This window comes from Luteimonas rhizosphaerae, from assembly GCF_002849595.1.
GTDB lineage: Bacteria > Pseudomonadota > Gammaproteobacteria > Xanthomonadales > Xanthomonadaceae > Luteimonas > Luteimonas cellulosilyticus.
Genome location: NZ_NRQR01000026.1, coordinates 484,459 through 506,797, shown reverse-complemented (window position 1 = coordinate 506,797; position 22,339 = coordinate 484,459). Strand labels below are relative to the sequence as shown.

Sequence of the window (22,339 nt, the reverse complement as noted above, 5' to 3'; positions counted from 1 at the left end):
GCCAAAGCGCGGCCCGACGCCGCGCCTGCCCACTCAGCGCGCGTCGGTCGCTTCGGTCTCGAGCCGCTGCAGCGCCGAGAGCAGCTGGTCCGGCGGCATGTAGCCGGGCATCTGGGTGCCGTCCTCGGCGACGATCATCGGCGTGCCGGTCAAGCCGGCGCGCTGGCCCAGTGCGTAATGCGCGGCCACCGGGCTGTCGCAGGTCTTGGGCGGCACCCGGCGGCCGGACTTGGCGTCGGTCAGCGCCTGCTTGCGGTCGTCGGCGCACCAGACGGATTCCATCAGGCGGAAATCGTCGCTGCCCGGGCCCATCCGCGGATAGGCCAGGTATTCGATCGCGATGCCGCGCGCGTTGTACTCGGCGATGTCCTCGTGCAGCTTGCGGCAGTAGCCGCACTCCACGTCGGTGAAGACCGCGACGGTGTAGCGGGGTTCGGCCGGCGCGAAGACGATGCGCTGGTCCTTGGGCACCTCGGACAGCAGCATCTTGCGCAGTTGCGACAGGCCGACCTGGCTGAGATCGCGCTTCTCCTCGGCATCGAACAGGCTGCCCTGCAGCACGTAGCGGCCGTCGTCGCTGACGTAGAGCACCTGGCCCGAGACGATGACTTCCTGGAAGCCGGGCATCGGCGCGGTGCTGATGCTCTCGATCGAGACGCGCGGGTTGATCGACAGGATCGCCTCGCGCGCGTTCGCGGCGGGCGAGCCGGCAGGCGCGGCGGCGGCCGCCTCAGTCGTGGCGGTATCGGTGGGGGCCCCGGCGGTCGCGTCGGACGGATCCGCGCTCTGGGCGCAGGCGGAAAGGCTGAACGCGCCGAGCAGCGCGAGGGCGTATCGCTTCATCAAGACGGCTACCGCGGGCGGAGGGACTCCGGGACCCGGCATTTTGCCACGAAGCGCCGAACAGGCCGGACCGGCTTAACCTCGGTTGGGGGGGCGGTTCATGGCGGGGGCCGCGGCAGGCCTGGGATGCGTAAGCAACGAGCGCCTGTGGGAGCGCGTTCCCCCGTGCGCCGACGCCATTCCTGCGCAGGCGCGCGCCTGACGTCGACGACCGGGCGATTGGACCGTTGCGGCAGGGCGGGACGTGCGGCGCACCCGCGCGGTCGGCGAAGCGAGGCGCTATCGGCAAGGCGCTTCGGCGCGCGTCCTGCCTCGCGCAGCGCGCGAGGCGTTCGGCTTACCCGCGCGGTCGGCGGGCGAGGTGCTATCGGCAAGGCGCTTCGGCGCGCGTCCGGCCTCGCGCAGCGCGCGAGGCGTTCGGCGCACCCGCGCGGCATGCCGCGCAAACGGGTGCGTCTCACCCCCTCGGGTGGTGGGCGGTGTGGAGGGGTAGATCTGGGTCGTCGACAGCGAGCTGTGGCCCAGCAGCATCTGCAGTGCGCGCAGGTCGGCGCCGTGGTTGAGCAGGTGCGTGGCGAAGCTGTGGCGCAGCCCGTGCGGGCTGACGCGCGCGGGATCGATACCGGCCGCGGCGGCGTAGCGCTTCACGGTGGCCCAGAACTGCTGCCGGGTCGGCGGCTGCTGGCGCGGGCCGACGAACAGCGTGGCGATACTGCGCTCGCCGGCCAGCACGGGACGCCCGTCGCGGAGGTAGCGCGACACCCAGTGCTGGGCCTCGTCGCCCATCGGCACCAGCCGGTCCTTGCTGCCCTTGCCGGTCACGCGCAGCACGCCCTGGCGCAGGTTGACGTCGTTGGCCGGCAGGCCGGTCAGCTCGCTGACGCGCAGGCCGCAGGCGTACATCAGCTCCAGCATCGTGCGGTCGCGCAGGCCGTCCGGCGTGCTGTCGTCGGGTGCGGCCAGCAGCGCGTCGATGTCCGATTCGCCCAGCGCCTTGGGCAGCGACCGCGGCAGCTTCGGCGGTTCCAGCAGCGCGGTCGGATCGTCGCGGCGCCCGTGGCGCTGCCGATGCGCGTAGAACGCGCGCAACGCCGACAGCAGGCGTGCATTGCTGCGCGCCGTCCAGCCGTGCCGCGTGCGCCAGGCGAGATAGTCGAACAGGCCCGCGCGATCGGCCTGGGCGATGCCGCCGTCGTGTCCGTCGCGCCAGCGGGCCAGCCCTTCGAGATCCCGCCGGTAGGCCGCGATCGTCTGCTGGGCGCTGCCCATCTCGGCCCAGAACGCATCGAGAAAACCGTCGATGGCCACCCGATCGGCGTCCCGCAACGGCGGCAGGGCCTGCGCGAGCATGCGGCGGTCGGCGGGCGTGGTCGAAGACATGCGACGCAGATTAGCCGACGGGCGCTGCCGCTATCCTGTCGCGATGCAGACACCGTCGCCGTCCCCGCCCCACCCGCGCCCCTGGATTGGCTGGCGCCTGCTGGCCCTGGTCTACGACCTGTGGCCGGTCCTGGCGCTGTGGCTGCTGCTGTCGGCGCTGTTCACGGCCGGCTTCACCTACCTGGGCCACCACGACCCGCACGAGAACATCGCCCCGCTGAGCACCCTGCAATGGACGCTGTGGGCAGCGTGCTGGAGCGTCGCCGGCGCCTACGCGGTCGTCAGCTGGCGGCATGGCGGGCAGACGCTGGGCATGCGGCCCTGGCGCATCCGCGTGCGGACGCTGGCCGGCGGGCGGCCGACGGTCGGCGCGCTGTGGCGCCGCTACGCGGTCGGCAGCGTGTCCCTGCTGTGCGGCGGCCTCGGCTTCTGGTGGGCGTGGCTCGATCGCGACCGGTTGACCTGGCACGACCGCGCCAGCGGCACGCGGATCGTGCGCGAGGCGAAGGGGACGCGCCGGGACGAGTGAGGGTGGATCGCGGGATCTGGCGGACGCGATGCGTGCGGTCGTAGGTGCGGGAGCGGCAGGCCACACGCGGCCATCGATGCGCATCGCGTGATTTCTGTAGGAGCGCGCTGGCGCGCGATGGGGCATTGCGCTCGAACTGGCCGGCCAGAACGCTGCGCGGGTCCGGCGAGTACGTAGGGTTGGGCGGGTCGCGCGCGAGCGCGCTCCTACAACGGCAAGCGCAGGGCCCAAGCGACATCGGGAATTCGCTGACGCGCGGCTGAGCGGTCGATCCGGTAGTGGTAATTCGTGATTGCGCCCGGCGCCGCGCTGCGGAGCGAATTGCTGCCGGCTTTATCACTCCAGCGTCCGTCCGGCCTCGCACAGCGCGAGGCGTTCGGCGCACGCGCATGGATCGAAGTGCTACCGGTCTGTCGTTCCAGTGCTCGTCCGGCCCGGCGCAGCGCGCCGGGCGTTCGCTGCCGCGCGCGCCAGTGGCGCGCGAGCTGCGGCAGCTCACCCACTCCGTTTGCGGAAGAGCATCCAGGAGACGAGCAGCATCACGATTGGCGGGATCGCGTAGGCCAGGCGGTAGTCGAGCTTGTAGACGGCCGCGAGCTTGACGATCTGGGTCTGCGCCAGCCAGAAGCCGAGCGCGAAGACGATGCCGATGAACAGCCGTTTGCCGGCGCTGCCGCTGCGCAGGGAGCCGAAGGCGAACGGGATCGCCGCCAGGCACAGGGCCAGCACGTTCAGGGGATAGAACCAGCGGCCCCAGTAGTGTTCTTCGAATTCGCTGGCGTCGAGTTCGTTGCGCTGGCGGTACTCCATGCCGGCGCGCAATTCGCTGGCCGTCATGTAACGGGGACGCCAGATGTTGCTGGCGCTGGCCGCGACGGTCGAGGCGTCGAGCTGCGAGGCCCAACGCTCTTCCAGCGCCTCGGTCCGCGTGACCGCGCGCGGTTCGAACCAGGTGCGCTTGACGTTGCGCAACAGCCAGCCGTCGGTGCCGTGCTCGGCGGTTTCTGCGTGCGCCACCGATTCCAGCCGGCCGTCGCTGGCGAACTCGAACAGGCGGACGTCCTGCAGTTCGATGCGGTTGCGGCCGCCGTCGGCGAGTTCCTGGCCGCTCTGCGCATTGAGGAAGGTGTCGCCCTCGCGCGCCCACAGGCCGGAGTAATGGCCGACGATCATGTTGCTCGAGCGCGCCGACGATTTCATCGTATCGGCGTTGCGCTGGGCCAGCGGGCCGAGCGTCTCGCCGTTGACGATCATCAGGCCGGTCAGCAGCACCAGCGGCAGCGCCACCGAGACACTCAGACGCGTTCGCGACAGGCCCAGCGCGCGCATCGCGATCAGTTCCGACGTAGCCGCCAGCTGGCCCAGCCCCATCAGCGCACCGATCACGGCGGCCGTGGGGAACATCACGTAGGCGCGCCGCGGCAGGGTCTGCAGGATGTAGGTGACGGCCGACAGGTAGGTGTAGTCGCCCTGCCCGACCGCGCTGATCTCGCTGACGCCGGCCATGACCGCGTCGAGTCCGACCAGCACGACCCAGACGGCGAAGACGGTGACGACGACGACGCGGGCGACATAGAGGTCGTGGAGTCGGAGGATCGGCTTCATCGTGTGCGCTTCCAGACCGGCGCAGCGACCCGTCCATCGGTGAAATACAGCCAGGTGCCGGCGGCCAGCAGCGGCAGCACCAGCCACCACAGCCCCAGCAGCACCGGGATCCGGCCTTCGGCGACCCAGTCGGTGCCGAGCAGCATGAGGTTCATGCCCAGCACGTAGGCGAGGAAGCCGAGCATCATCCGCCCGTAGCGCGCCTGGCGCGGCGGACTGCGGGCCAGCGGTACCGCCAGCAGCGCGAAGGCCAGCGCCAGCAGCGGCGGCGCGAGGCGGAAATGCAGCTGGGCGTGGGCCTCGGGCCGCGGATCGCCGAGCAGGGCCAGCGTGCTCTGGGTTTCGGGATCGTCGTCGCGCCCGCTCGCATCGGCCGACGGCAGGCGCAGTTCGTTGCTGGCGTAGCGCATCAGGCGGAAATCCAGGCCCGCGTCCATCGGCCCCTCGACCCGGAAGCCGTCGTCGAGGCGCAGGAAGCGGTCGACGCCCTCGACGCTCAGCTCGCCGCCGAGCGCGGTGGTGATGTCCATGCGGCCTTCGTCCTGGCGGTAGACGAACACGCGGCCGAGCTTGCTGCCGTCGTCGGACATCGCGTTGACGTAGATCACGCCGCCGCCGCCGGGGAATTCGACGAAGCGGCCCGGCTCCAGGCCGGCGACCAGCAGGCTGCGCTGGCCGGCCTCGATCATCTGCTGCGAATAGTCGCGTGCCCACGGCCCGGCCCACAGCGAACACAGGGCGATGAAACCCACGACCGGGCCCACGACCAGCAGCAGCGGCCGCAGCAGGCGGCGCGGGCCGACGCCGGTCGCGGTCAGCACCGGCATCTCGGAATCGCGGTAGAGCCGACCGAAGGCCAGCATCAGGCCCAGCATCAGGCCCAGCGGCAGGATCAGCGGGAGGTAGTTGATGACCTGCAGGCCGAGCTGCGCGAGCATCAGCTTCGCCGGCACCCGTCCACGCGCGATATCGCTCAGCACGTCGGCGAACACCCCGCCCAGGCTGACGATCATCAGGATCACCAGCGCCGCGAAGGTGGCCTGCGCGAATTCGCGGAACAGATATCGGTCGAGCTTCGGCATCGGGCGCTTTGCTTTAGACTTGGGGGTTCGTCCAGCAGCGCCGACACGGCGCATCCGCTGCGGCCGCCGGGATCTTCCGCGCCGCGCACTGGACCGTGAAGTGTACCGATCACCTTATGGAATCTGGTTGATGACCCTCGAATTCTCCCTGAACCGCGATCAGCCCACCGCCCTGACGACCGACTGCGTCGTCGTCGGCGTGTTCGCCGATGGCCCCCTCACCGCCGCCGCCCAGGCGATCGACAGCGCCAGCGGCGGCAAGCTCGCCGCACTCGCCAAACGCGGCGACCTGCCGGGCAAGGCCGGCAAGACGACGCTGCTGCACGATCTCGACGGCGTCGCCGCGCCGCGCGTGCTGGCGATCGGCCTCGGCGATCGCGCCAAGTTCGGCGTGGCCGATTACCTCAAGGCCGTCGGCGATGCCGTGCGGGCGCTGAAGGAAGGCAACGTGACCTCGGCGGCGCTGACGCTGCCCGAGCTCGACGTCGCCGGCCGCGACGCCGCGTGGAAGATCCGCCAGGCCGTCGTCGCCGCGGACCATGCCGCCTACCGCTACACCGCGACCTTCGGCGCGAAGAGCAAGAAGCGCGAGATCACCGGCCTGACCTCGATCGCCGTCTGCGGCGACGACGAGACCGCCGTCTCGCAGGGCAAGGCCATCGCCGCCGGCGTGCAGTTCGCCCGCGAGCTCGGCAACCTGCCGCCCAACATCTGCAACCCGGCCTATCTCGCCGAGCAGGCGCAGACCTTCGCGGCGCGCTTCGACAAGGCCTCCTGCGAGGTGCTCGAAGACACCGACATGGAAGCGCTGGGCATGGGCGCGCTGCTCGCGGTCGCGCGCGGCTCGGCCAACCGGCCGCGTCTGGTGGTGCTGAGCTGGAACAACGGCGGCGATGCCAAGCCCTACGTGCTGGTCGGCAAGGGCATCACCTTCGACACCGGCGGCGTCAACCTCAAGACGCAGGGCGGCATCGAGGAAATGAAGTTCGACATGTGCGGCGCAGCGACGGTCATGGGCACCTTCGTGTCCGCGGTCGGGCTGGATCTGCCGATCAACCTGCGCGTGGTCGTGCCGGCGGTCGAGAACGGCATCGACGGCGACGCGTATCGCCCGTCGGACGTCATCACCAGCATGTCGGGCAAGACCATCGAGGTCGGCAACACCGACGCCGAAGGCCGCCTGATCCTGTGCGACGCGCTGACCTATTCCGAGCGCTTCGAGCCGGCCGCCCTGCTCGACGTCGCCACGCTGACCGGCGCCTGCATGGTCGCGCTGGGCACCCAGGCCACCGGCCTGATGAGCAAGCACGACGACCTGGCCGACGAGCTGCTGGCCGCCGGCGAGCAGGTGTTCGACCGCGCGTGGCGCCTGCCGCTGTGGGACGAATACCAGTCGATGCTCGATTCGAACTTCGCCGACGTCTACAACATCGGCGGCCGCTGGGGCGGCGCGATCACCGCGGGCTGCTTCCTGTCGCGCTTCACCGAGAAGCAGCGCTGGGCGCATCTCGACATCGCCGGCAGCGCCAGCGGCAGCGGCAAGATGGCCTATGCCACCGGCCGCCCGGTCGGGCTGCTGAGCCAGTGGCTGATGGACCAGGTCCGCTGAGCCGGCCCGGGTCGCGGAAGCCGGGGCGCGGCGCACGCCGCTGCGATCCGGCTGAAGCGAGCCGCGCCGTCGTCCCGTCATGGCACGCGCCGATTTCTACCTGATCGCCAAGCCGCGCTTCCGCGAGGAACCGCTGCGGCTGGTGTGCGAACTGGTCCGCAAGGCCTACGCCGCGGACCTGTGGACCCTGATCCTCGCGCGCGACGCCGCCCAGGCCGAAGCGCTCGACGACCTGTTGTGGGACATGGGCGAAGACGCCTACATCCCGCACCAGATCGCCGGCATGGACGAGGACGACGACGAGACGCCGGTGCTGATCGCGACACCCGAGTTCGACGCGCCGATGCGCGCGCTGGTCATCAATCTGCGCGACGCCGTGGCGCCGTCGGGTTTCGAGCGCGTGCTGGAAGTGGTACCGGCCGACGACTCCGCCCGCGAACCGCTGCGCGAGCGCTGGAAGCAGTACAAGGCCGCCGGCCTCGACGTCACCAAGTACGACATGTGAGCCCCGCTCCCGCGCGGGAGCGGACCGGATCGAAGCGCGCAGACCGCGCGATGCACGCCCGCTTCCGGCGCAAGTTTCTCCATCCGCCCTCCGGGCACCGTCTCCTGCGAAGGAGATGACCGAATGCGAACCGCGACCATGACCGACAGCCTCGCCCAAAGCTACGACCCCGGCACCTTCGAAGCCCGCCTGTACGCGGAATGGGAGAAGAGCGGCGTCTTCCAGCCGCAGGGCGACGGCCCGGCCTACACGATCCTGCTGCCGCCACCCAACGTCACCGGCACGCTGCACATGGGCCACGCCTTCCAGCACACGCTGCAGGACGCGCTGATCCGCTACCACCGCATGCTGGGGCACCGCACGCTGTGGCAGATGGGTACCGACCATGCCGGCATCGCGACCGAGATGGTGGTCTCGCGCAACCTCGCGCTGGAAGGCAAGGGCGAAACCCGCGATTCGCTGGGCCGTGACGGCTTCATCGAAAAAGTGTGGGAGTGGAAGGGCCAGTCCGGTGACACGATCGAGCGCCAGATGCGCCGCCTCGGTGCGTCGGGTGACTGGTCGCGCAAGACCTTCACGATGGATCCGCTGCCCTCGCAGGCGGTCGTCGAAGCCTTCGTGCGCCTGCACGAGGAAGGCCTGATCTACCGCGGCAAGCGGCTCGTCAACTGGGATCCGGTGCTCAAGACCGCGATCTCGGATCTGGAAGTCGTCAGCGAGGAAGAAGACGGGTCGCTGTGGTCGATCCGCTATCCGCTCGCCGATGGCGCGAGCTACGAACACGTCGAAGTCGACGCCGACGGCCACGAGACGCTGCGCGAGACGCGCGACTATCTCGTCGTCGCGACGACACGCCCGGAAACCATGCTCGGCGACACCGCGGCGATGGTGCATCCCGATGATGCGCGCTACGCGCATCTGATCGGCAAGTCCGTCGTGCTGCCGCTGACCGGTCGCCGGGTCCCGGTGATCGGCGACGGCTACGTCGACCGCGCGTTCGGCACCGGCGTGGTCAAGGTCACGCCCGCGCACGACTTCAACGACTACCAGGTCGGCCAGCGTCATGACCTGCCGATGATCAACCTGTTCACGCCGGACGCCGCGGTCAACGAAAACGCGCCCGAGCGCTACCGCGGCCTCGATCGCTTCGACGCGCGCAAGGCCGTGCTCGCCGATCTCGAAGCCGGCGGTTTCTTGGTGGAAACGAAGCCGCACAGGCTGCAGGTCCCGCGCGGCGATCGCACCGGCCAGGTCATCGAGCCCTACCTGACCGACCAGTGGTTCGTCGCGATGGACGGCTTCGCCAAGCGCGGCATGGATCTGGTCGAGAGCGGCGAAGTGAAGTTCGTCCCGCCGAACTGGACCAGCACCTATCGCCACTGGATGGAGAACATCCAGGACTGGTGCATCAGTCGCCAGCTGTGGTGGGGCCACCGCATTCCGGCGTGGTACGACGCCGATGGCACGCCCTACGTCGGCCGCGACGAGGCCGAAGCGCGTGCGCGCAACGGGCTCGGCGCCGATGTCGTGCTGACCCAGGACACCGACGTGCTCGAGACCTGGTTCTCGTCGGGGCTGTGGCCGATCAATACGATGGGCTGGCCGGACGAGACGGCGATGGCCGAGCGCGGCTTCGAGCAGTTCGTGCCGTCGAGCGTGCTGGTCACCGGTTTCGACATCATCTTCTTCTGGGTCGCCCGGATGATCATGCTGACCGATCACCTGACCGGCCAGGTGCCGTTCCGCGATGTCTACATGACCGGTCTGGTGCGCGACCGCGACGGCCAGAAGATGTCGAAGTCGAAGGGCAACGTGCTCGATCCGCTCGACATCATCGACGGCATCACCATCGAAGACCTCGTCGCCAAGCGCACCACCGGGCTGATGAAGCCCAAGGACGCGCCGAAGATCGAAAAGGCGACGCGCAAGGAATTTCCGGACGGCATCATTGCCCACGGGGCCGACCCGCTGCGCTTCACGATGGCCGCGCTGGCCGGCCCGGGCCGCGACATCAAGTTCGATCTCGGTCGCGCCGAGGGGTACAAGAATTTCTGCAACAAGCTGTGGAACGCGACGCGCTTCGTGCTGATGAACACCGAAGGCTTCAGCGCCGCCGGCGCGCCCGAGCCGACGACGGACGCGGAGAAGTGGATCCTCGCGCGTCTGGCGACGACCGCCGACGAGGCGCGCGCGCATTTCACCAGCTACCGCTTCGATCTGCTCGCGCAGACGCTGTACGAATTCGCGTGGAACGATTTCTGCGACTGGTTCGTCGAGCTCGCCAAGCCGGCGCTGCTCGGCGAAGACATTGCGGCCGCGAACAGCACCCGCCACACGCTGCTGCACGTGCTCGAATCGCTGCTGCGTCTGCTGCATCCGCTGATTCCGTTCGTCACCGAAGAACTGTGGCGTCAGGTCGCGCCGCGGGTCGGCATCGACGCCGCGACGATCTCGCTGCGGCCGTATCCGGCTGCCGACGCCGCGCTGGTCGCGTCGTATGCGCAGGCCACCACTGATGTCGAATGGCTCAAGCAGATGGTCACCGCGCTGCGCCGCATCCGCAGCGAACTGGGCGTGCCGCCGTCGAAGCAGATCCCGCTGTTGACCCGCGCGGGCAACGCCAACGATGTCGCGCGCGTGCAGCGCTTCGCCTCGCAGCTGCGCTTCCTGACGCGGCTGTCGGGCATCGAGACGCGGGACGGCGACCCACCGCCGGCCGCCTCGGCGCTGGTCGGGGAACTGGCGCTGTTCGTGCCGCTCGACGGCCTGGTCGATCTCGATGCCGAGCGCGCGCGCCTCGACAAGGAGATCGCCCGTGTGCTGTCGGAGAAGGACAAGAGCGCGGCCAAGCTGGAGAAGTTCAGCGACAAGGTGCCGGCGGCCGTCGTCGACCAGGAGCGTCAGCGTCTCGTCGACTGGACCGCGCAGCACGACGCCCTCGCCGCGCAGCGCGCACGGCTCTGAGGCGGAACGCGACGCGCCCCCTGTAGGAGCGCGCTATTCGCGCCCATGGCGCGCAAGCACGCGCCGACAGGTTCGATGCACTGACGCCGCGTTCCTGGGCGGCCGCCTACAATCGGCCGACTCCATGCCTGCCGGTCCCATGTCCCGCTCCGATCGCCTTCCCCGTGTCGTCGTCATCGGCGGCGGTTTCGCCGGCCTCTGGGCCACGCGTGCGCTGGCACGCGATCCGGTACGCATCACCCTCGTCGATCGCGGCAACCATCATCTGTTCCAGCCTTTGCTCTACCAGGTCGCGACCGCCGGCCTCTCGGCGCCGGACATCGCCGCGCCGCTGCGCCACATCCTGCGCCGGCAGGCCAACGTCGAAGTGCGGCTGGGCGAGGTGCAGGGCATCGACACGGCTGCGAAGACGCTCGCGCTCGCCGACGGCACCACGCTCGCCTTCGACACGCTGGTGCTCGCCGCAGGCGCTACGCATGCCTACTTCGGCAACGACCACTGGGCAGCACATGCGCCGGGCCTCAAGACCCTCGACGACGCGCTGCTGTTGCGCCGCAAGCTGCTGCTCGCGTTCGAACGCGCCGAGGCCGAAACCGATCCCGACAGGCGCGCCGCGTGGCTCAGCTTCGCCGTCGTCGGCGGTGGCCCGACCGGGGTCGAACTGGCCGGCACGCTGGCCGAGATCGCGCGGCACACGCTGCGCAGCGAGTTCCGCAACATCGATCCGGCGCTGGCGCGCGTGCGCCTGGTGGAAGCCGGCCCGCGCGTGCTGGCCTCGTTCCCCGACGATCTGTCGGAGAAGGCGCGACGCCAGCTGGAGACGCTCGGCGTGGAGGTCCAGACCGGCACGCCGGTCGCCGACATCGACGCCGACGGTTACCGCCTCGGCGACCAGCGCGTCGCGGCGAAGACCGTGATCTGGGCCGCGGGCGTCGCGGCGTCGCCACTGGGCGCCCTGCTCGACGTGCCGCGCGACCGCGCCGGCCGCGTGCAGGTCGAACCCGATCTGCGCGTGCCGGGTCATCCCGACCTCTATGTCGCCGGCGATCTCGCTGCCGTGCAGAGCGGGGGCCAGCCCGTGCCGGGCGTCGCCCCCGCTGCCAAGCAGATGGGCCGGCACGTCGCGGCCGGCATCCGCGCGCGCCTGCGCGGCCAGCCGACGACGCCGTTCGTCTACCGCGACTTCGGCAACCTCGCGACCATCGGACGCATGGCCGCCGTCGTCCACTTCGGCCGACTGAAACTCTCGGGCGTGCTCGCCTGGTGGTTCTGGCTCATCGCCCACGTGTTCTTCCTGATCGGCTTCCGCAACCGGCTCGTCGTGCTGCTCAACTGGACCTGGGCCTACTGGAGCTACCAGCGCGCGGCGCGGATCATCCTCGGCCGCGACGAACAGCCGCCCACGCCGCCCGACGCGCCACGCTGACACCCACCGGCGCGGCGTTCGGCTAGCATGGCGCCGCGCTCCCGCACCGTCGCTTGCAGCCGGGCGAACCCGCCAGCCGTCCCCGCCCGAGCTCCTGCGCCGACATGATCGAAGTCTCCAACGCCAACTTCCTGATCGCCCTCGCCGTCACCACGGCCGCGGGCCTGGCCACCGGGCTCGGCAGCCTGATGGTGATCTTCGCCAAGCAGCCCAACGCGCGGCTGCTCGCCTTCGGACTGGCATTCGCGGCCGGCGCGATGGTCTACGTGTCGTTGACCGAAATCCTGGACAAATCGGTCCTGTCGTTCACCAACGCCTATGGCGACACGCTGGGCTTCACCTGGGGCACGCTGTCCTTCCTCGGCGGCCTGCTCTTCATCGTCGGCATCGACCGGCTGGTCCCGAATCCCCACGAACGGCTGGAAGTCGACGATCCCTACTTCCACACGCACAACGCGAGCTACATCAAGCGTGTCGGCCTGCTGACCGCGATCGCGATCACCGCCCACAACTTCCCCGAAGGCCTGGCGACGTTCTTCGCGACGCTGGAGAACCCGGGCGTCGGCCTGCCGCTCGCCTTCGCGATCGCGATCCACAACATTCCCGAAGGCATCGCAATCGCGGTGCCGGTCTACTTCGCCACCAACAACAAGACCTACGCGTTCTTCGCCTGCCTGCTGTCCGGGCTGGCGGAACCGATCGGCGCGCTGATCGGCTACGCCGTCCTGCGCCCCTACCTGTCCGAGCCGGTGTTCGGCGTGGTCTTCGGCCTGATCGCCGGCGTCATGGTGTTCCTCGCCCTCGACGAACTGCTGCCCGCCGCCAAGCGCTACGCGAAGGGCCACGAGACCGTCTACGGCCTCGTCGCCGGCATGGCGGCACTGGCGATCAGTCTGGTCCTGTTCAAATGGTGAACCGGCCGACGCGGTGACTTCCGTCGTTCCATGCCAACACGACATGCAGAGCAGGTGTGAGCCCGCCAATTCGCACGTCCTGACGTTGGTACGCGTCCGGTTCCGCCGGACCGGACGACCCGCTGCACGCATTCGCCCAGCCTGCCTCCATCCATCTGATGGCGTGCACCCATGCGACGCATTGTCCGGGCCCTGATCGCCCTGCTTCCGTACGGCTTGTTCTCCACAACTTGCGTGCTGGTGTCCGCCTACGCGTTCGCCTTTCTGTTCCGCAGCCATTCGCCACACAACCCCTTTGCCGCGCAATTCGCGGTTTCCGGCTGGGACGTGCCGGCGCACTTCTTCGGCGCCGGCCTCGCACTGTTACTGGTGCCCCTGCAGCTGAGCACATACGCGCGGCGGCAGTGGCCTGCCCTGCACCGGACCGGAGGCTGGCTCTATGCCTGCGCGGTGCTGATCGGTGGGATCTCGGGTCTTTCCCTGGCACCAGGCGCTCAGACCGGGCTGCCCAGCACGATCGGCTTCGCTGTGCTGGCGCTGCTGTGGCTAGGCGTCACCGCTAATGGAATCCGGCTCGCCGTGATCCATGACATGGTCGGTCACCGAACATGGATGGCGTACAGCATCGCGCTAACCGCAGCGGCGATTACGTTGCGCCTGATGCTCGGATTGGGCTTGGGTTTGTTCCGGTTTCCGTTCGCTGCGACCTACATCGGGGCGGCCTGGGGCAGCTGGCTGATCAATCTGGCGGTGTGTGCGTGGCTTCTGCGCCATCGGTCGCGGACAGATGCGCGCTTCGCCGACGGTACGCACTCGGCGTGACGCCGAGCAACCGCTTGAACGATGCGTTGAACGTCGATTTTGAAGTGAATCCGGCGTCGTAAGCGATGTCCAGGATCGTGCGCCCGTCTTGCGGGTCCGAAAGACGCACACGGACCGCTTCGATGCGATGCCGGTTCACGTAATCCCAGAAATTTCCCCCGAAACGACGATTGATCACGGCCGACACAAGATACTCGGGGTAGCCGCTGCGACGCGCTAGCTGCGCGATCGTCAATGCGGGCTCGCGATAAAACGCGTCGCCCGTCATCAACTGCGATAGCCGCGCCTCGACATCCGCCGTACGCGAGTCGTCGGGCAGCACGGGCAACGGAGCATCGGCTACGACCTCCTTGTCGACCGAAAGCGCAACCACCGGTGGTTGCGCCAAGCTGCACCAACCGACCACACAGACCCACGCCGCGACCGCGCCATAGATCAGGAAATAGTCGACATAGGGCAGACGCAAGACGACGTGCACCGCGGCGATGCCCCAAATGACGAGCTGGCACGCCGCCATCAGCACGATCCATTGCAAAGACCCACGATCTGCATCCGCTCGTTGACGCAGCTTGCGTCGCCGATATCTGTGCACCCGCACCAGCGCGGCCAGAAGATAGGCAGCCGCCCAAGCAAACTGGACCGGGTCGAACCAGGCCGGTGTCCAGCCTCGGCCGTGCGCCATTGTGCTGTTCGACCACAGCAGCCAGACCGCCCAAACCGAGGCGCCCAGAAAGCCACCGGCATGCAGGATGTCGGCCGGCGCGAATCCACGGCCAGTCGTCAGCGCACGGACATAGATGAAGAACAGACTGACATAGAGAAATGGAAGCAGACGGGTCGCATGGAAAGCACCCCGTAGCCCGCCGCTCGGTGACCCCAGATACGCGGCCTTGAGCGCCAAATCCGTAGCGACCAGTAAGAGCCAGACCGACAGCACCCGGTTGGCCTGCGGATTGGCCGTGCGCCGCCATAACGCAAGCGACAACATCGCCGCTTGCGCAGCACCGATGGCGTACATCACGATCCAAAACGTCATGGGCACGGGCGGTTGAACCGGGGATCCCGAAGCGTACCCGCGCTTCCATGAAAAAGCCCGGCACTCGGCCGGGCTTCGGGGGCCGCGTGCCGCTCACACGATCAGGCGACGAACAACGCCTTCATCTTCTTCAGCGCGTTGGCCTCGACCTGGCGGATGCGCTCGGCGGACACGCCGTATTCGTCGGCGAGCTCCTGCAGCGTGACCTTGTGCTCGTCGTCGAGCCAGCGGCGGCTGATGATGTCGCGCGAACGCGCATCGAGCGTGGCCATGCCTTCGCGCAGCAGGTCGAGCTTGTTGTCTTCGCTGTCGGTGCGCTCGTAGAGCTGGGCCGGGTCCTCGTCGCGGGCGACGAGATACGCGACCGGCGCGGGCGGCGCGTTGTCGTCGTCTTCGCCGGCGGGCGCATCGAACCCGATGTCGCGACCGGACAGGCGCGATTCCATCTCCAGCACCTCGCGCTCGGACACGTTGAGGTCGGCAGCGACTGCCTTCACCTCGGCGGCGTTCAACCAGCCCAGACGCTTCTTCGACTTGCGCAGGTTGAAGAACAGCTTGCGCTGCGCCTTGGTCGTGGCGACCTTGACGATGCGCCAGTTCTTCAGGATGAACTCGTGCATCTCGGCACGGATCCAGTGCACGGCGAAGCTCACCAGCCGCACGCCGACGTCGGGATCGAAGCGCTTCACGGCCTTCATCAGGCCGATGTTGCCTTCCTGCACCAGATCGCCCAGCGGCAGGCCGTAGCCGTTGTAGCCGCGGGCGACGTGCACGACGAAGCGCAGGTGCGAATGCACCAGCTCGCGGGCGGCATCGAGGTCTTCGTGATCGCGGAAACGCTGCGCGAGCGCCTGCTCCTCTTCGACCGACAGCACCGGGATCTGGTGGACGGCGGAGATGTAGGCGTCCAGCGACCCCAGCGGGCTGAGGGTCGGCAGGCTGTTGGCAACCAAAGCGTGGGTCATCGTCTGCGTGCTCATGGGAAGGGATGTTAGCAGTCGGGTTATCAGACTGCTAAGGGCCGTCGGAGTTCCCGAGTGTTCCATTCATGGAATGAAAAAGCTTTGATTCCCCAATCGGATCCGAATTCGGAAATATGGGCCCGGAAAATCAACTGCGGAATCAACCAGTTGGGATCCGAGCACTCCGGATGGCGCGTCAGCGGTAATCCGGCGTTGGGCGGCCGACGACAGCATCACCCGTGCGCCATGACATCGCGATGAATCCCATCGACCCAACCCGCTCTCCGGTCCGCCGCCGGTCATGCAGATGACGTCACCGCGAAACCGGAAGGCCGCACAGCGTGCCCGGCGGGCATGGATGCATCGTCACTCCGCGTCCGCGAGGCCCACCGCCCGCGCGCCGGCCAGAATCGCGGCGCGGGCGTCTTCCAGCAACGCGGCGGAGTCGGGCACGACCCGTGCCCGCCGGTCGAGCGTGCACTGCAGGCCGAGTCCGAGCAGGGTGGCGTGCGCCGCCAGCAGGGCATCGCCGTCGTCCGCCGTCAGCAGGGCGGCATTACGGGCCGCGGCGAGCAGTCCCGGGGTCGCGCGCGGCTCGAGCAGCGCGGGGTGCCGCGCGCTGTCGCGCAACACCAAGTACTGCAGCAGGAATTCGAGATCGACGAGGCCGCCCGGCCCCTGTTTCAGGTCGAACCGGCCGGCGGTGCCGCGATCGAGCTCGGCGCGCATGCGCCGGCGCATCGCGGCCACGTCGTCGCGCAGCGCTGCCGGCGCCCGGGGCCTGGCGAGCGTGTCGCGCCGCACGCGCTCGAAATCGGCCGCCATTGACGCCTCCCCGGCCACGCACCGTGCCCGCACCAGCGCCTGGTGCTCCCAGGTCCACGCGCGCTCGCGCTGGTATTCGGCGTAGCTCGCCAGCGACGACACCAGCAGGCCCTTGCCGCCATCCGGGCGCAGGCGCACGTCGACGTCGTACAGGCGCCCGCCGGCGGTGACGGTGCCGAGCAGCGACACGATCTTCTGCGCCAGCCGCGAGGTCCAGCGCTGGGCGTCGAGCGGGCGCGCACCGTCGGACTGCGCATCGGCCGGCGTGTCGTGCAGGAACACGAGATCCAGATCCGAACCGAACCCGAGTTCCTCGCCGCCCAGGCTGCCGTAGCCGATGATCGCGAAACGCGCCCCGGGCAGGCTGCCGTGCGCGGCGGTCATCTCGCGCGTCACCAGGGTCAACACGACATCGACGACCGCGTCGGCCAGCCAGGCGAGTTGCCTCGTCGCATCGCCACCTGCCTGGCGGCCGTCCAGCGTCGCCAGCGCGACCCGGAAGCTCAGCTGCTGCCGGGCCTCGTTGAGCGAAAGCAGCCCGTGTTCCAGATCCGGATGCTGCAGCGCGCGGGCGCACGCGGCGACGATGTCGTCGCGCGCCGGCAAGGGGCCTTCGGCGCGCGCGTCCAGGAGTTCGTCGAGCAGCAGCGGATGCGCCGCGACCCGCTCGGCGAGGAAGGCGCTGCGCGTGACCACGTCGACGAGCCGGGCCAGCGCCGCCGGCCGCTCGTCGAGCAGCGCCAGATAACTCGCCCGCCGCAGGATGTTGTGCAGCAGCGCCAGCAACCGGCGGATCGCCTGCAGCGGGCGGTCGGCCGGCGCGGACGCCTGCAGCAGCACCGGCATCAGCCGGTCGAGCCGTGCGCGCGCGCTGTCGGACAGCTCGCGCACGCTGGGCGAGCGCGCGAAGTCGCGCAGCGCGGCGTCCACGTCGCCGGCATCGGCGAAGCCCGCCGCGTCGAGCACGACGACGTCGCCGTGGTCGGGCAGTCCGCGCCAGTAGCCGGTCAGATCGCTGTCGACCGCAGGCTTGTCGCGCGTGCGCCGTGCCAGCAGCGCGTCGAACTCGCGGGCGACGATGACGCGCCGTGTCTTCAGATCAGTCACCAGCGCCGGCCAGTCCACGTAGTCCAGACCGGTGGCGATGCGCAGCCGGTCCAGCGGATCGAGCGGCAGCACGTGCGTTTGTGCATCGCGCAGCATTTGCAGGCGGTTCTCCAGCCGCCGCAGGAAACGGTAGGCCTCGATCAACTGCGCCAGCGCTTCGCTCGACACCTGCCCCGCGGCATGCAGCGCCTCCAGGGCCGGCAACAGGCGCCGTTCGCGCAGGGTCGGTTCGCGTCCGCCGCGGATCAGCTGCAGCGCCTGGGCGAGGAACTCGATCCCGCGGATGCCGCCGTCGCCGCGCTTGATGTCGTCCGCCAGCTCCTTGCGCGCGACTTCGGCCTCGATCAGCGCCTTCATCTGCCGCAGGCCGTCGAGCGCGCCGTAGTCCAGGTAGCGACGATAGATGAAGGGCCGCAGCGAGGCCAGGAAGCGTTCGCCCGCGGCGAGATCGCCGGCGACGGGTCGCGCCTTCTGCCAGGCATAGCGTTCCCAGTCGCGACCTTCGCGCTGGAAGTACTGCTCCATCGCGCTGAAGGCGAGCGCGATGCGGCCCGCGCTGCCGAACGGGCGCAGCCGCAGGTCGACGCGATGGCAGAAGCCGTCGGCCGTCGTGTCGTCGAGCAGCTTCGCCAGTTGCTGGCCCTGGCGGGTGAAGTAATCCTCGGCCGCCAGCGCGCGCGGGCCGTCGCTGTCGCCGGCGTTTTCGAACGCGTAGACGAGATCGACGTCGGAACTGAAATTCAGCTCGCCGCCGCCGAGCTTCCCGAGTCCGAACACGACCAGCCGCACCGGCGCACCGGCAGCGTCGCGGACCACGCCGTAGCGCGCGGCGAACTCGGTTTCCAGCGCCTCGAGCGCACGTTGCAGGCAGGTTTCGGCGAGCGCGGTCGTACCCGCGAGCGTGACGTCGAGGGTGTCGAGTCCGAACACATCACGCCAGACCAGCCGCGTCGAACAGGCATGACGATAGCGTCGCAGCAGGCCGGGCCACGACGCACGATCGTCGGCGGCCAGCACCGGGATCGGCACCGGCGTTTCGCCGTCATCGGCCAGCAGCCGGATCAGCAGGTCCGGCTGGCGGACCAACGTCTCGATCGCGAAATCGCTGACCCGGGCGAGGCGCAGCAGACGCGCGCGCGCGGCGGGCGCATCGCGCAGCACGTCGGCGAACGGGGCAATCGCGCGCGCGCAATGCGCGTCGAGCTGGGCGGCAATCGGATCGGATCACGCCCGCCGCGGCCGGGACAACGCAGCCGATGTGGCAACGCGGCGGCAGAAGCGCGTCGAGGCATGCGGCGCGCGCATCCGGCCTCGCGACGCGTCCGGGCGCAGCGCGGCCGGCAGACATAAAAAAGCCCGCATCCGGCGAACCGGTTACGGGCTTGCTCCCTCCCCCACGTCGGGTGCAGGGCGATAGTGAAAGAACTGTTAGCCGGGTGCACGCTGCAGTGCAAAACGATACCGTCCGGTTCAATAAGGCGGCCGCCGCGTCAGGCTGGCGCGTGCCGGCGCCGGCCGAGGTCGCGCAGGATCTCGCCCGCCGCGTTGCGGCCCGGCAAGCCGGTCACCCCGCCGCCGGGATGGGTACCGGATCCGCACAGATACAGGCCGTCGAGCGCGCCGCGGTAATGGCCCTGGCCCAGCAGCGGCCGGGCGCTGAACAGCTGGTCGGCGCCGAGGCTGCCGTGGAAGATGTCGCCGCCGACCAGGCCGAAGCGGCGCTCCAGGTCCAGCGGGGTCAGCGCCTTGTATCCGAGCACGCTGCGGGCGAAGTTCGGCGCACGGGCGTCAACGGTCGCGATCATCAAGCGCGCGACGGTGTCGCGATGGGCATCCCATCCGCCTGCGCCGTCGGGCATCTCCGGATGCACGTGCTGGCAGAACAGGCTGGCGACGTGCTGGCCCGGCGGCGCGAGGCTGTCGTCGAGCGTCGAGGAAATCACCAGCTCGACGATGGGTGCACGCGACCAGCCGGGATTGTGCTCGCGCGATTTCGCATCGAAATACGCGCGTTCGAAATAGGCGAGCGAATCGCCGATCAGGATCCCGCTCTGGTGATGCGGCTGCAGCGCCGTGCCGGGGGCGGCAGTGAAATCGGGCAGCTCGGACAGCGCGACGTTCATGCGGAACGTGCCCGAGCCGCAGCGATAGCGCGCGATGCGCTCGGCGGTGTCGTCGTCGAGCCGGTCACGCGGCACCAGCCGCTGGTACAGCAGTTTCGGATTGAGGTTGGAGACGACCGCGCGGGCGCGCAGCTCGCGGCCATCGTCCAGCGCCACGCCGACGGCCCGGCCGCGCGCCGCGCCGTCTTCGACCAGCACCTGCGCGACCGTCGCATCGGTTTCGATGACGATCCCACGCGCGCGGCATTCGGTCGCGATCGCCTCGCTGATCGCGCCCATGCCGCCGATCGCGTGGCCCCAGACACCGCTCTTGCCGTTGACCTCGCCGAACGACCACCGAATCCCAGCCCAGCGCGGCCTTCAGCGGCGCGGACTCGAACCAGCTGTCGAGCAGTTCGCCGGCGGATTTGGTGAACAGGTCGAGCAGATCGCGGCGGCCGCGCATGTCGAGCCGGCGCAGTTCCCTGGCCACGGCCCAGGAGTTGAGCCAGTCGGCGAGCACGAAGCCGTCGCTGACGTTCGGCGGCGTGCGCGTCATCAACACGCGCAACACCGCGACGACGCGGTCGAGCATCGCGTGGTACTGCGGCAGACGCTCGGCGTCGCGCGGCGACCAGCGTGCGACCTCGTGGCTGCCGTGTTCGCCGCCGAGGCGGAACGCGCGGCCATCCGCCAGCGGCAGGAAATTCGAATACGGCCGCTCGACGACGCGCAGCCCGTGCTGCGCGAGTCGCAGGTCGGCGATGACCTGGGGATTCAGCAGGCTGACGGTATAGCTGGCGACCGAATTGCGGAAGCCCGGATGGAACTCCTCGGTCACCGCCGCGCCGCCGACGCGCGCGCGACGCTCGAGCACGCGCACGCGCAGGCCGGCGCCGGCGAGATACGCAGCGCAGACCAGGCCGTTGTGGCCGCCGCCGACGACCAGCACATCGCAGTCGTCGCGGCGCGTGCTCATGCCTGGCGCCGCAGCGTGGCGGCGACGAGGTCCGCCAGCGCCGACGCGGCCTGCGGGCGGCCCAGCGCCGCCGCGGCGCGCGCGGCGTCGGGCAGGCGCTGCGGCGATTCGAAGGCCTCGGTGAGCAGGCGCGTCAGATGCTCGACCGTCAGCTCGGGTTCCGGCACGCACCAGCCCACGCCGGCCGCCGCGAGCGTGTCGGCATTGCGACGCTGCTCGTCGCGCGAGCCGCCGTGCGGAATTGGCACGAGGATCGCCGGCCGACCCACGGTCAGCAGGTCAGCCGCCGTGGTCGCGCCGGCGCGTGTGATCACCAGGTGGGCGTCGCGCAGGCGCGCACCCATGTCGTCGAAGAACGGACGCACGGTGGCGTCGATGCCGGCGTCGCGCAGCGTCGCAGCGATGGCGTCGGCCGCGTCGCCCTTGACCTGCAGCGCGACCTGGAGGCGACGGCGGATCGTCTCCGGCAACGCGGCGAGCGCGGGCGGCACGACCTCGCCGAAGACGCGCGCGCTCTGGCTGCCGCCGACGACCAGCAGGCGCAGCGGCGCGTCCGCCGACAGCGGCGGATAGTCGCCGCGGGCGTCGAGGATCGCGCGGCGCACCGGATTGCCGGTGTCGTGGACGTGCGTGGCGTCGATGCCGTCGAGGCCGGCGGTCTGCGGAAACGAGGTCGCGACGCCGTCCGCGAAGCGCAGCAGCTTGCGGTTCGCCAGGCTCAGGCGCGCGCCCTGCTCGTGCAGCAGCAGCGGGCAACCGAGACTTCTGGCCGCCAGTGCCGGCGCGAAACTCGGATAGCCGCCGAACCCGACCAGCAGGCGCACATCGCGCCGGCGCATGTCCGCGCGCGCCAGCCAGGTCGCGCGCAGGATCGTCATGGCGGCGGCGCCGTTGCCGGCGAGCCCGCCGTCGAGGCTGCGCGCCGGCAGCACGGGATGCGGCAGACCGGCGAGCGCCTGGGTGTAGGCGGCACCGCGGCGCTCGGTGTAGAGCACCACGCCGTGTCCGCGCGCCTGCAGCTCGCGCGCGAGCGCCTCGGCGGGAAACAGATGACCGCCGGTGCCGCCCGCGGCGAGCGCGACCGTCGGCAGGGAGGCGGGCGGAGCGGCGGAGACACGTGACATGGCGGACCTCGAAACGGCAGCGCCGCACTATAGCCAGTGCGCCGGATGCCGGCCATGCGCGTCAGTCGGCGAGCGCGGCGTCCTGGCCGTCCCCGAGCGCGCGGGTCATGAAGACGCTGTAGGGATCGTCCACGTACGTGCCGAACGGGCCGCAGGCCGCGAACCCGTGGCGCGCGTACAACCGGTGCGCCGGCGCGAAAGCCGCGGCCGAACCGGTCTCCAAGCTCAGGCGGCGCCAGCCGCGTGCGCAGGCCGCATCGACCAGATGCCGCAGCAGCGCGGACGCGACGCCCTGCCCCTGCACCGCGGCCACGGTCCGCATCGACTTCAGTTCGCCCTGCCCGTCGCCTAGACCCTGCAGCGCTCCGCAGCCGAGCAGGTCGTCGCCGCGCCAGGCCGACCAGAACGTGAGTCCCGGCGCGCGCAGGCCGGCGACATCGAGCGCGTGGATGCTGGCGGCCGGCGAATGCAGGGTCATGTCGTGGCGGTGGAACTGCAGCAGCGCGATGACGCGCGGATCGTCGA

Annotated in this window: 14 protein-coding genes and 3 pseudogenes; 7 read left to right on the top strand and 10 right to left on the bottom strand. The window is 69.9% G+C overall.

The features are described 5' to 3' along the window. Positions 1-33 precede the first annotated feature (33 nt). Positions 34-843, bottom strand: a complete 810-nt coding sequence (locus tag CJ022_RS15720; protein ID WP_101927544.1) for a DsbC family protein — start codon at positions 841-843, stop codon at positions 34-36. 457 nt (positions 844-1,300) lie between these two features. Continuing rightward, positions 1,301-2,223: pseudogene (locus CJ022_RS15715) on the bottom strand (site-specific tyrosine recombinase XerD). A gap of 43 nt (positions 2,224-2,266) precedes the next feature. Between CJ022_RS15715 and CJ022_RS15710 the strand changes: the two are divergent. Beyond that, positions 2,267-2,752 carry an RDD family protein gene (locus CJ022_RS15710; RefSeq protein ID WP_101927542.1) on the top strand — a complete coding sequence of 162 codons (486 nt, stop codon included), beginning with the start codon at positions 2,267-2,269 and terminating at the stop codon, positions 2,750-2,752. Between the two features lie 495 nt (positions 2,753-3,247). Here the strand turns inward: CJ022_RS15710 and lptG are convergent, their stop codons facing one another. Both lptG and lptF read right to left on the bottom strand, forming a co-directional pair. Next, entirely contained in the window at positions 3,248-4,357 is a 1,110-nt protein-coding gene (gene lptG / locus CJ022_RS15705) for an LPS export ABC transporter permease LptG (RefSeq protein ID WP_101927541.1), read from the bottom strand. Next, positions 4,354-5,439: an LPS export ABC transporter permease LptF gene (gene lptF, locus CJ022_RS15700; RefSeq protein ID WP_101927540.1), complete on the bottom strand. Its 1,086-nt coding sequence runs from the start codon at positions 5,437-5,439 to the stop codon at positions 4,354-4,356. The genes lptG and lptF overlap by 4 nt, the downstream gene beginning before the upstream one ends. Before the next feature lie 130 nt (positions 5,440-5,569). Between lptF and CJ022_RS15695 the strand changes: the two genes are divergently transcribed. The 6 genes from CJ022_RS15695 (at position 5,570) to CJ022_RS15670 (ending at position 13,679) form a co-directional block, all read left to right on the top strand. Then, positions 5,570-7,048, top strand: coding sequence for a leucyl aminopeptidase (locus tag CJ022_RS15695; protein ID WP_101927539.1), 1,479 nt, complete (start codon positions 5,570-5,572; stop codon positions 7,046-7,048). 79 nt (positions 7,049-7,127) lie between these two features. Next, positions 7,128-7,553, top strand: a complete 426-nt coding sequence (locus tag CJ022_RS15690; RefSeq protein WP_101927538.1) for a DNA polymerase III subunit chi — start codon at positions 7,128-7,130, stop codon at positions 7,551-7,553. A gap of 123 nt (positions 7,554-7,676) precedes the next feature. Continuing rightward, on the top strand, positions 7,677-10,517 hold the full coding sequence (locus CJ022_RS15685) for a valine--tRNA ligase (protein ID WP_425490782.1): 2,841 nt from the start codon (positions 7,677-7,679) through the stop codon (positions 10,515-10,517). A gap of 139 nt (positions 10,518-10,656) precedes the next feature. Further along, positions 10,657-11,943 carry an NAD(P)/FAD-dependent oxidoreductase gene (locus CJ022_RS15680; RefSeq protein ID WP_101927536.1) on the top strand — a complete coding sequence of 429 codons (1,287 nt, stop codon included), beginning with the start codon at positions 10,657-10,659 and terminating at the stop codon, positions 11,941-11,943. A 104-nt stretch (positions 11,944-12,047) separates the two neighbouring features. Then, positions 12,048-12,857 carry a zinc transporter ZupT gene (zupT, locus tag CJ022_RS15675; protein ID WP_101927535.1) on the top strand — a complete coding sequence of 270 codons (810 nt, stop codon included), beginning with the start codon at positions 12,048-12,050 and terminating at the stop codon, positions 12,855-12,857. A 171-nt stretch (positions 12,858-13,028) separates the two neighbouring features. Next, on the top strand, positions 13,029-13,679 hold the full coding sequence (locus tag CJ022_RS15670) for a DUF2306 domain-containing protein (protein WP_101927534.1): 651 nt from the start codon (positions 13,029-13,031) through the stop codon (positions 13,677-13,679). On the opposite strand, the gene CJ022_RS15665 is transcribed toward CJ022_RS15670, so the two are convergent. The 6 genes and pseudogenes from CJ022_RS15665 to CJ022_RS17330 form a co-directional block, all read right to left on the bottom strand. Then, positions 13,597-14,715, bottom strand: a complete 1,119-nt coding sequence (locus CJ022_RS15665) for a helix-turn-helix domain-containing protein (protein ID WP_101927533.1) — start codon at positions 14,713-14,715, stop codon at positions 13,597-13,599. The genes CJ022_RS15670 and CJ022_RS15665 overlap by 83 nt on opposite strands. A gap of 101 nt (positions 14,716-14,816) precedes the next feature. Further along, on the bottom strand, positions 14,817-15,695 hold the full coding sequence (rpoH, locus tag CJ022_RS15660; protein WP_101927532.1) for an RNA polymerase sigma factor RpoH: 879 nt from the start codon (positions 15,693-15,695) through the stop codon (positions 14,817-14,819). A 348-nt stretch (positions 15,696-16,043) separates the two neighbouring features. Further along, a complete protein-coding gene (glnE, locus tag CJ022_RS15655) occupies positions 16,044-18,824 on the bottom strand; it encodes a bifunctional [glutamate--ammonia ligase]-adenylyl-L-tyrosine phosphorylase/[glutamate--ammonia-ligase] adenylyltransferase (RefSeq protein WP_101927531.1) in 2,781 nt (926 codons plus the stop codon). 275 nt (positions 18,825-19,099) lie between these two features. Beyond that, a pseudogene (locus CJ022_RS15650) lies at positions 19,100-20,690 on the bottom strand (phytoene desaturase family protein). After that, complete coding sequence (locus tag CJ022_RS15645) at positions 20,687-21,814, bottom strand: UDP-N-acetylglucosamine--N-acetylmuramyl-(pentapeptide) pyrophosphoryl-undecaprenol N-acetylglucosamine transferase (RefSeq protein ID WP_101927530.1); 1,128 nt, start codon at positions 21,812-21,814, stop codon at positions 20,687-20,689. The pseudogene CJ022_RS15650 and the gene CJ022_RS15645 overlap by 4 nt, the downstream one beginning before the upstream one ends. 61 nt (positions 21,815-21,875) lie before the next feature. Next, positions 21,876-22,229 (bottom strand): annotated as a pseudogene (locus tag CJ022_RS17330) (GNAT family N-acetyltransferase); the annotation flags it as partial. Between the last annotated feature and the right edge of the window lie 110 nt (positions 22,230-22,339).

What these genes read in the sequence shown, in the direction of transcription:
- CJ022_RS15720 (WP_101927544.1), bottom strand. Translation starts at nt 843, where the DNA reads ATGAAGCGATACGCCCTCGCGCTGCTCGGCGCGTTCAGCCTTTCCGCC.
- CJ022_RS15710 (WP_101927542.1), top strand. Translation starts at nt 2,267, where the DNA reads ATGCAGACACCGTCGCCGTCCCCGCCCCACCCGCGCCCCTGGATTGGC.
- lptG (WP_101927541.1), bottom strand. Translation starts at nt 4,357, where the DNA reads ATGAAGCCGATCCTCCGACTCCACGACCTCTATGTCGCCCGCGTCGTC.
- lptF (WP_101927540.1), bottom strand. Translation starts at nt 5,439, where the DNA reads ATGCCGAAGCTCGACCGATATCTGTTCCGCGAATTCGCGCAGGCCACC.
- CJ022_RS15695 (WP_101927539.1), top strand. Translation starts at nt 5,570, where the DNA reads ATGACCCTCGAATTCTCCCTGAACCGCGATCAGCCCACCGCCCTGACG.
- CJ022_RS15690 (WP_101927538.1), top strand. Translation starts at nt 7,128, where the DNA reads ATGGCACGCGCCGATTTCTACCTGATCGCCAAGCCGCGCTTCCGCGAG.
- CJ022_RS15685 (WP_425490782.1), top strand. Translation starts at nt 7,677, where the DNA reads ATGCGAACCGCGACCATGACCGACAGCCTCGCCCAAAGCTACGACCCC.
- CJ022_RS15680 (WP_101927536.1), top strand. Translation starts at nt 10,657, where the DNA reads ATGTCCCGCTCCGATCGCCTTCCCCGTGTCGTCGTCATCGGCGGCGGT.
- zupT (WP_101927535.1), top strand. Translation starts at nt 12,048, where the DNA reads ATGATCGAAGTCTCCAACGCCAACTTCCTGATCGCCCTCGCCGTCACC.
- CJ022_RS15670 (WP_101927534.1), top strand. Translation starts at nt 13,029, where the DNA reads ATGCGACGCATTGTCCGGGCCCTGATCGCCCTGCTTCCGTACGGCTTG.
- CJ022_RS15665 (WP_101927533.1), bottom strand. Translation starts at nt 14,715, where the DNA reads ATGACGTTTTGGATCGTGATGTACGCCATCGGTGCTGCGCAAGCGGCG.
- rpoH (WP_101927532.1), bottom strand. Translation starts at nt 15,695, where the DNA reads ATGAGCACGCAGACGATGACCCACGCTTTGGTTGCCAACAGCCTGCCG.
- CJ022_RS15645 (WP_101927530.1), bottom strand. Translation starts at nt 21,814, where the DNA reads ATGTCACGTGTCTCCGCCGCTCCGCCCGCCTCCCTGCCGACGGTCGCG.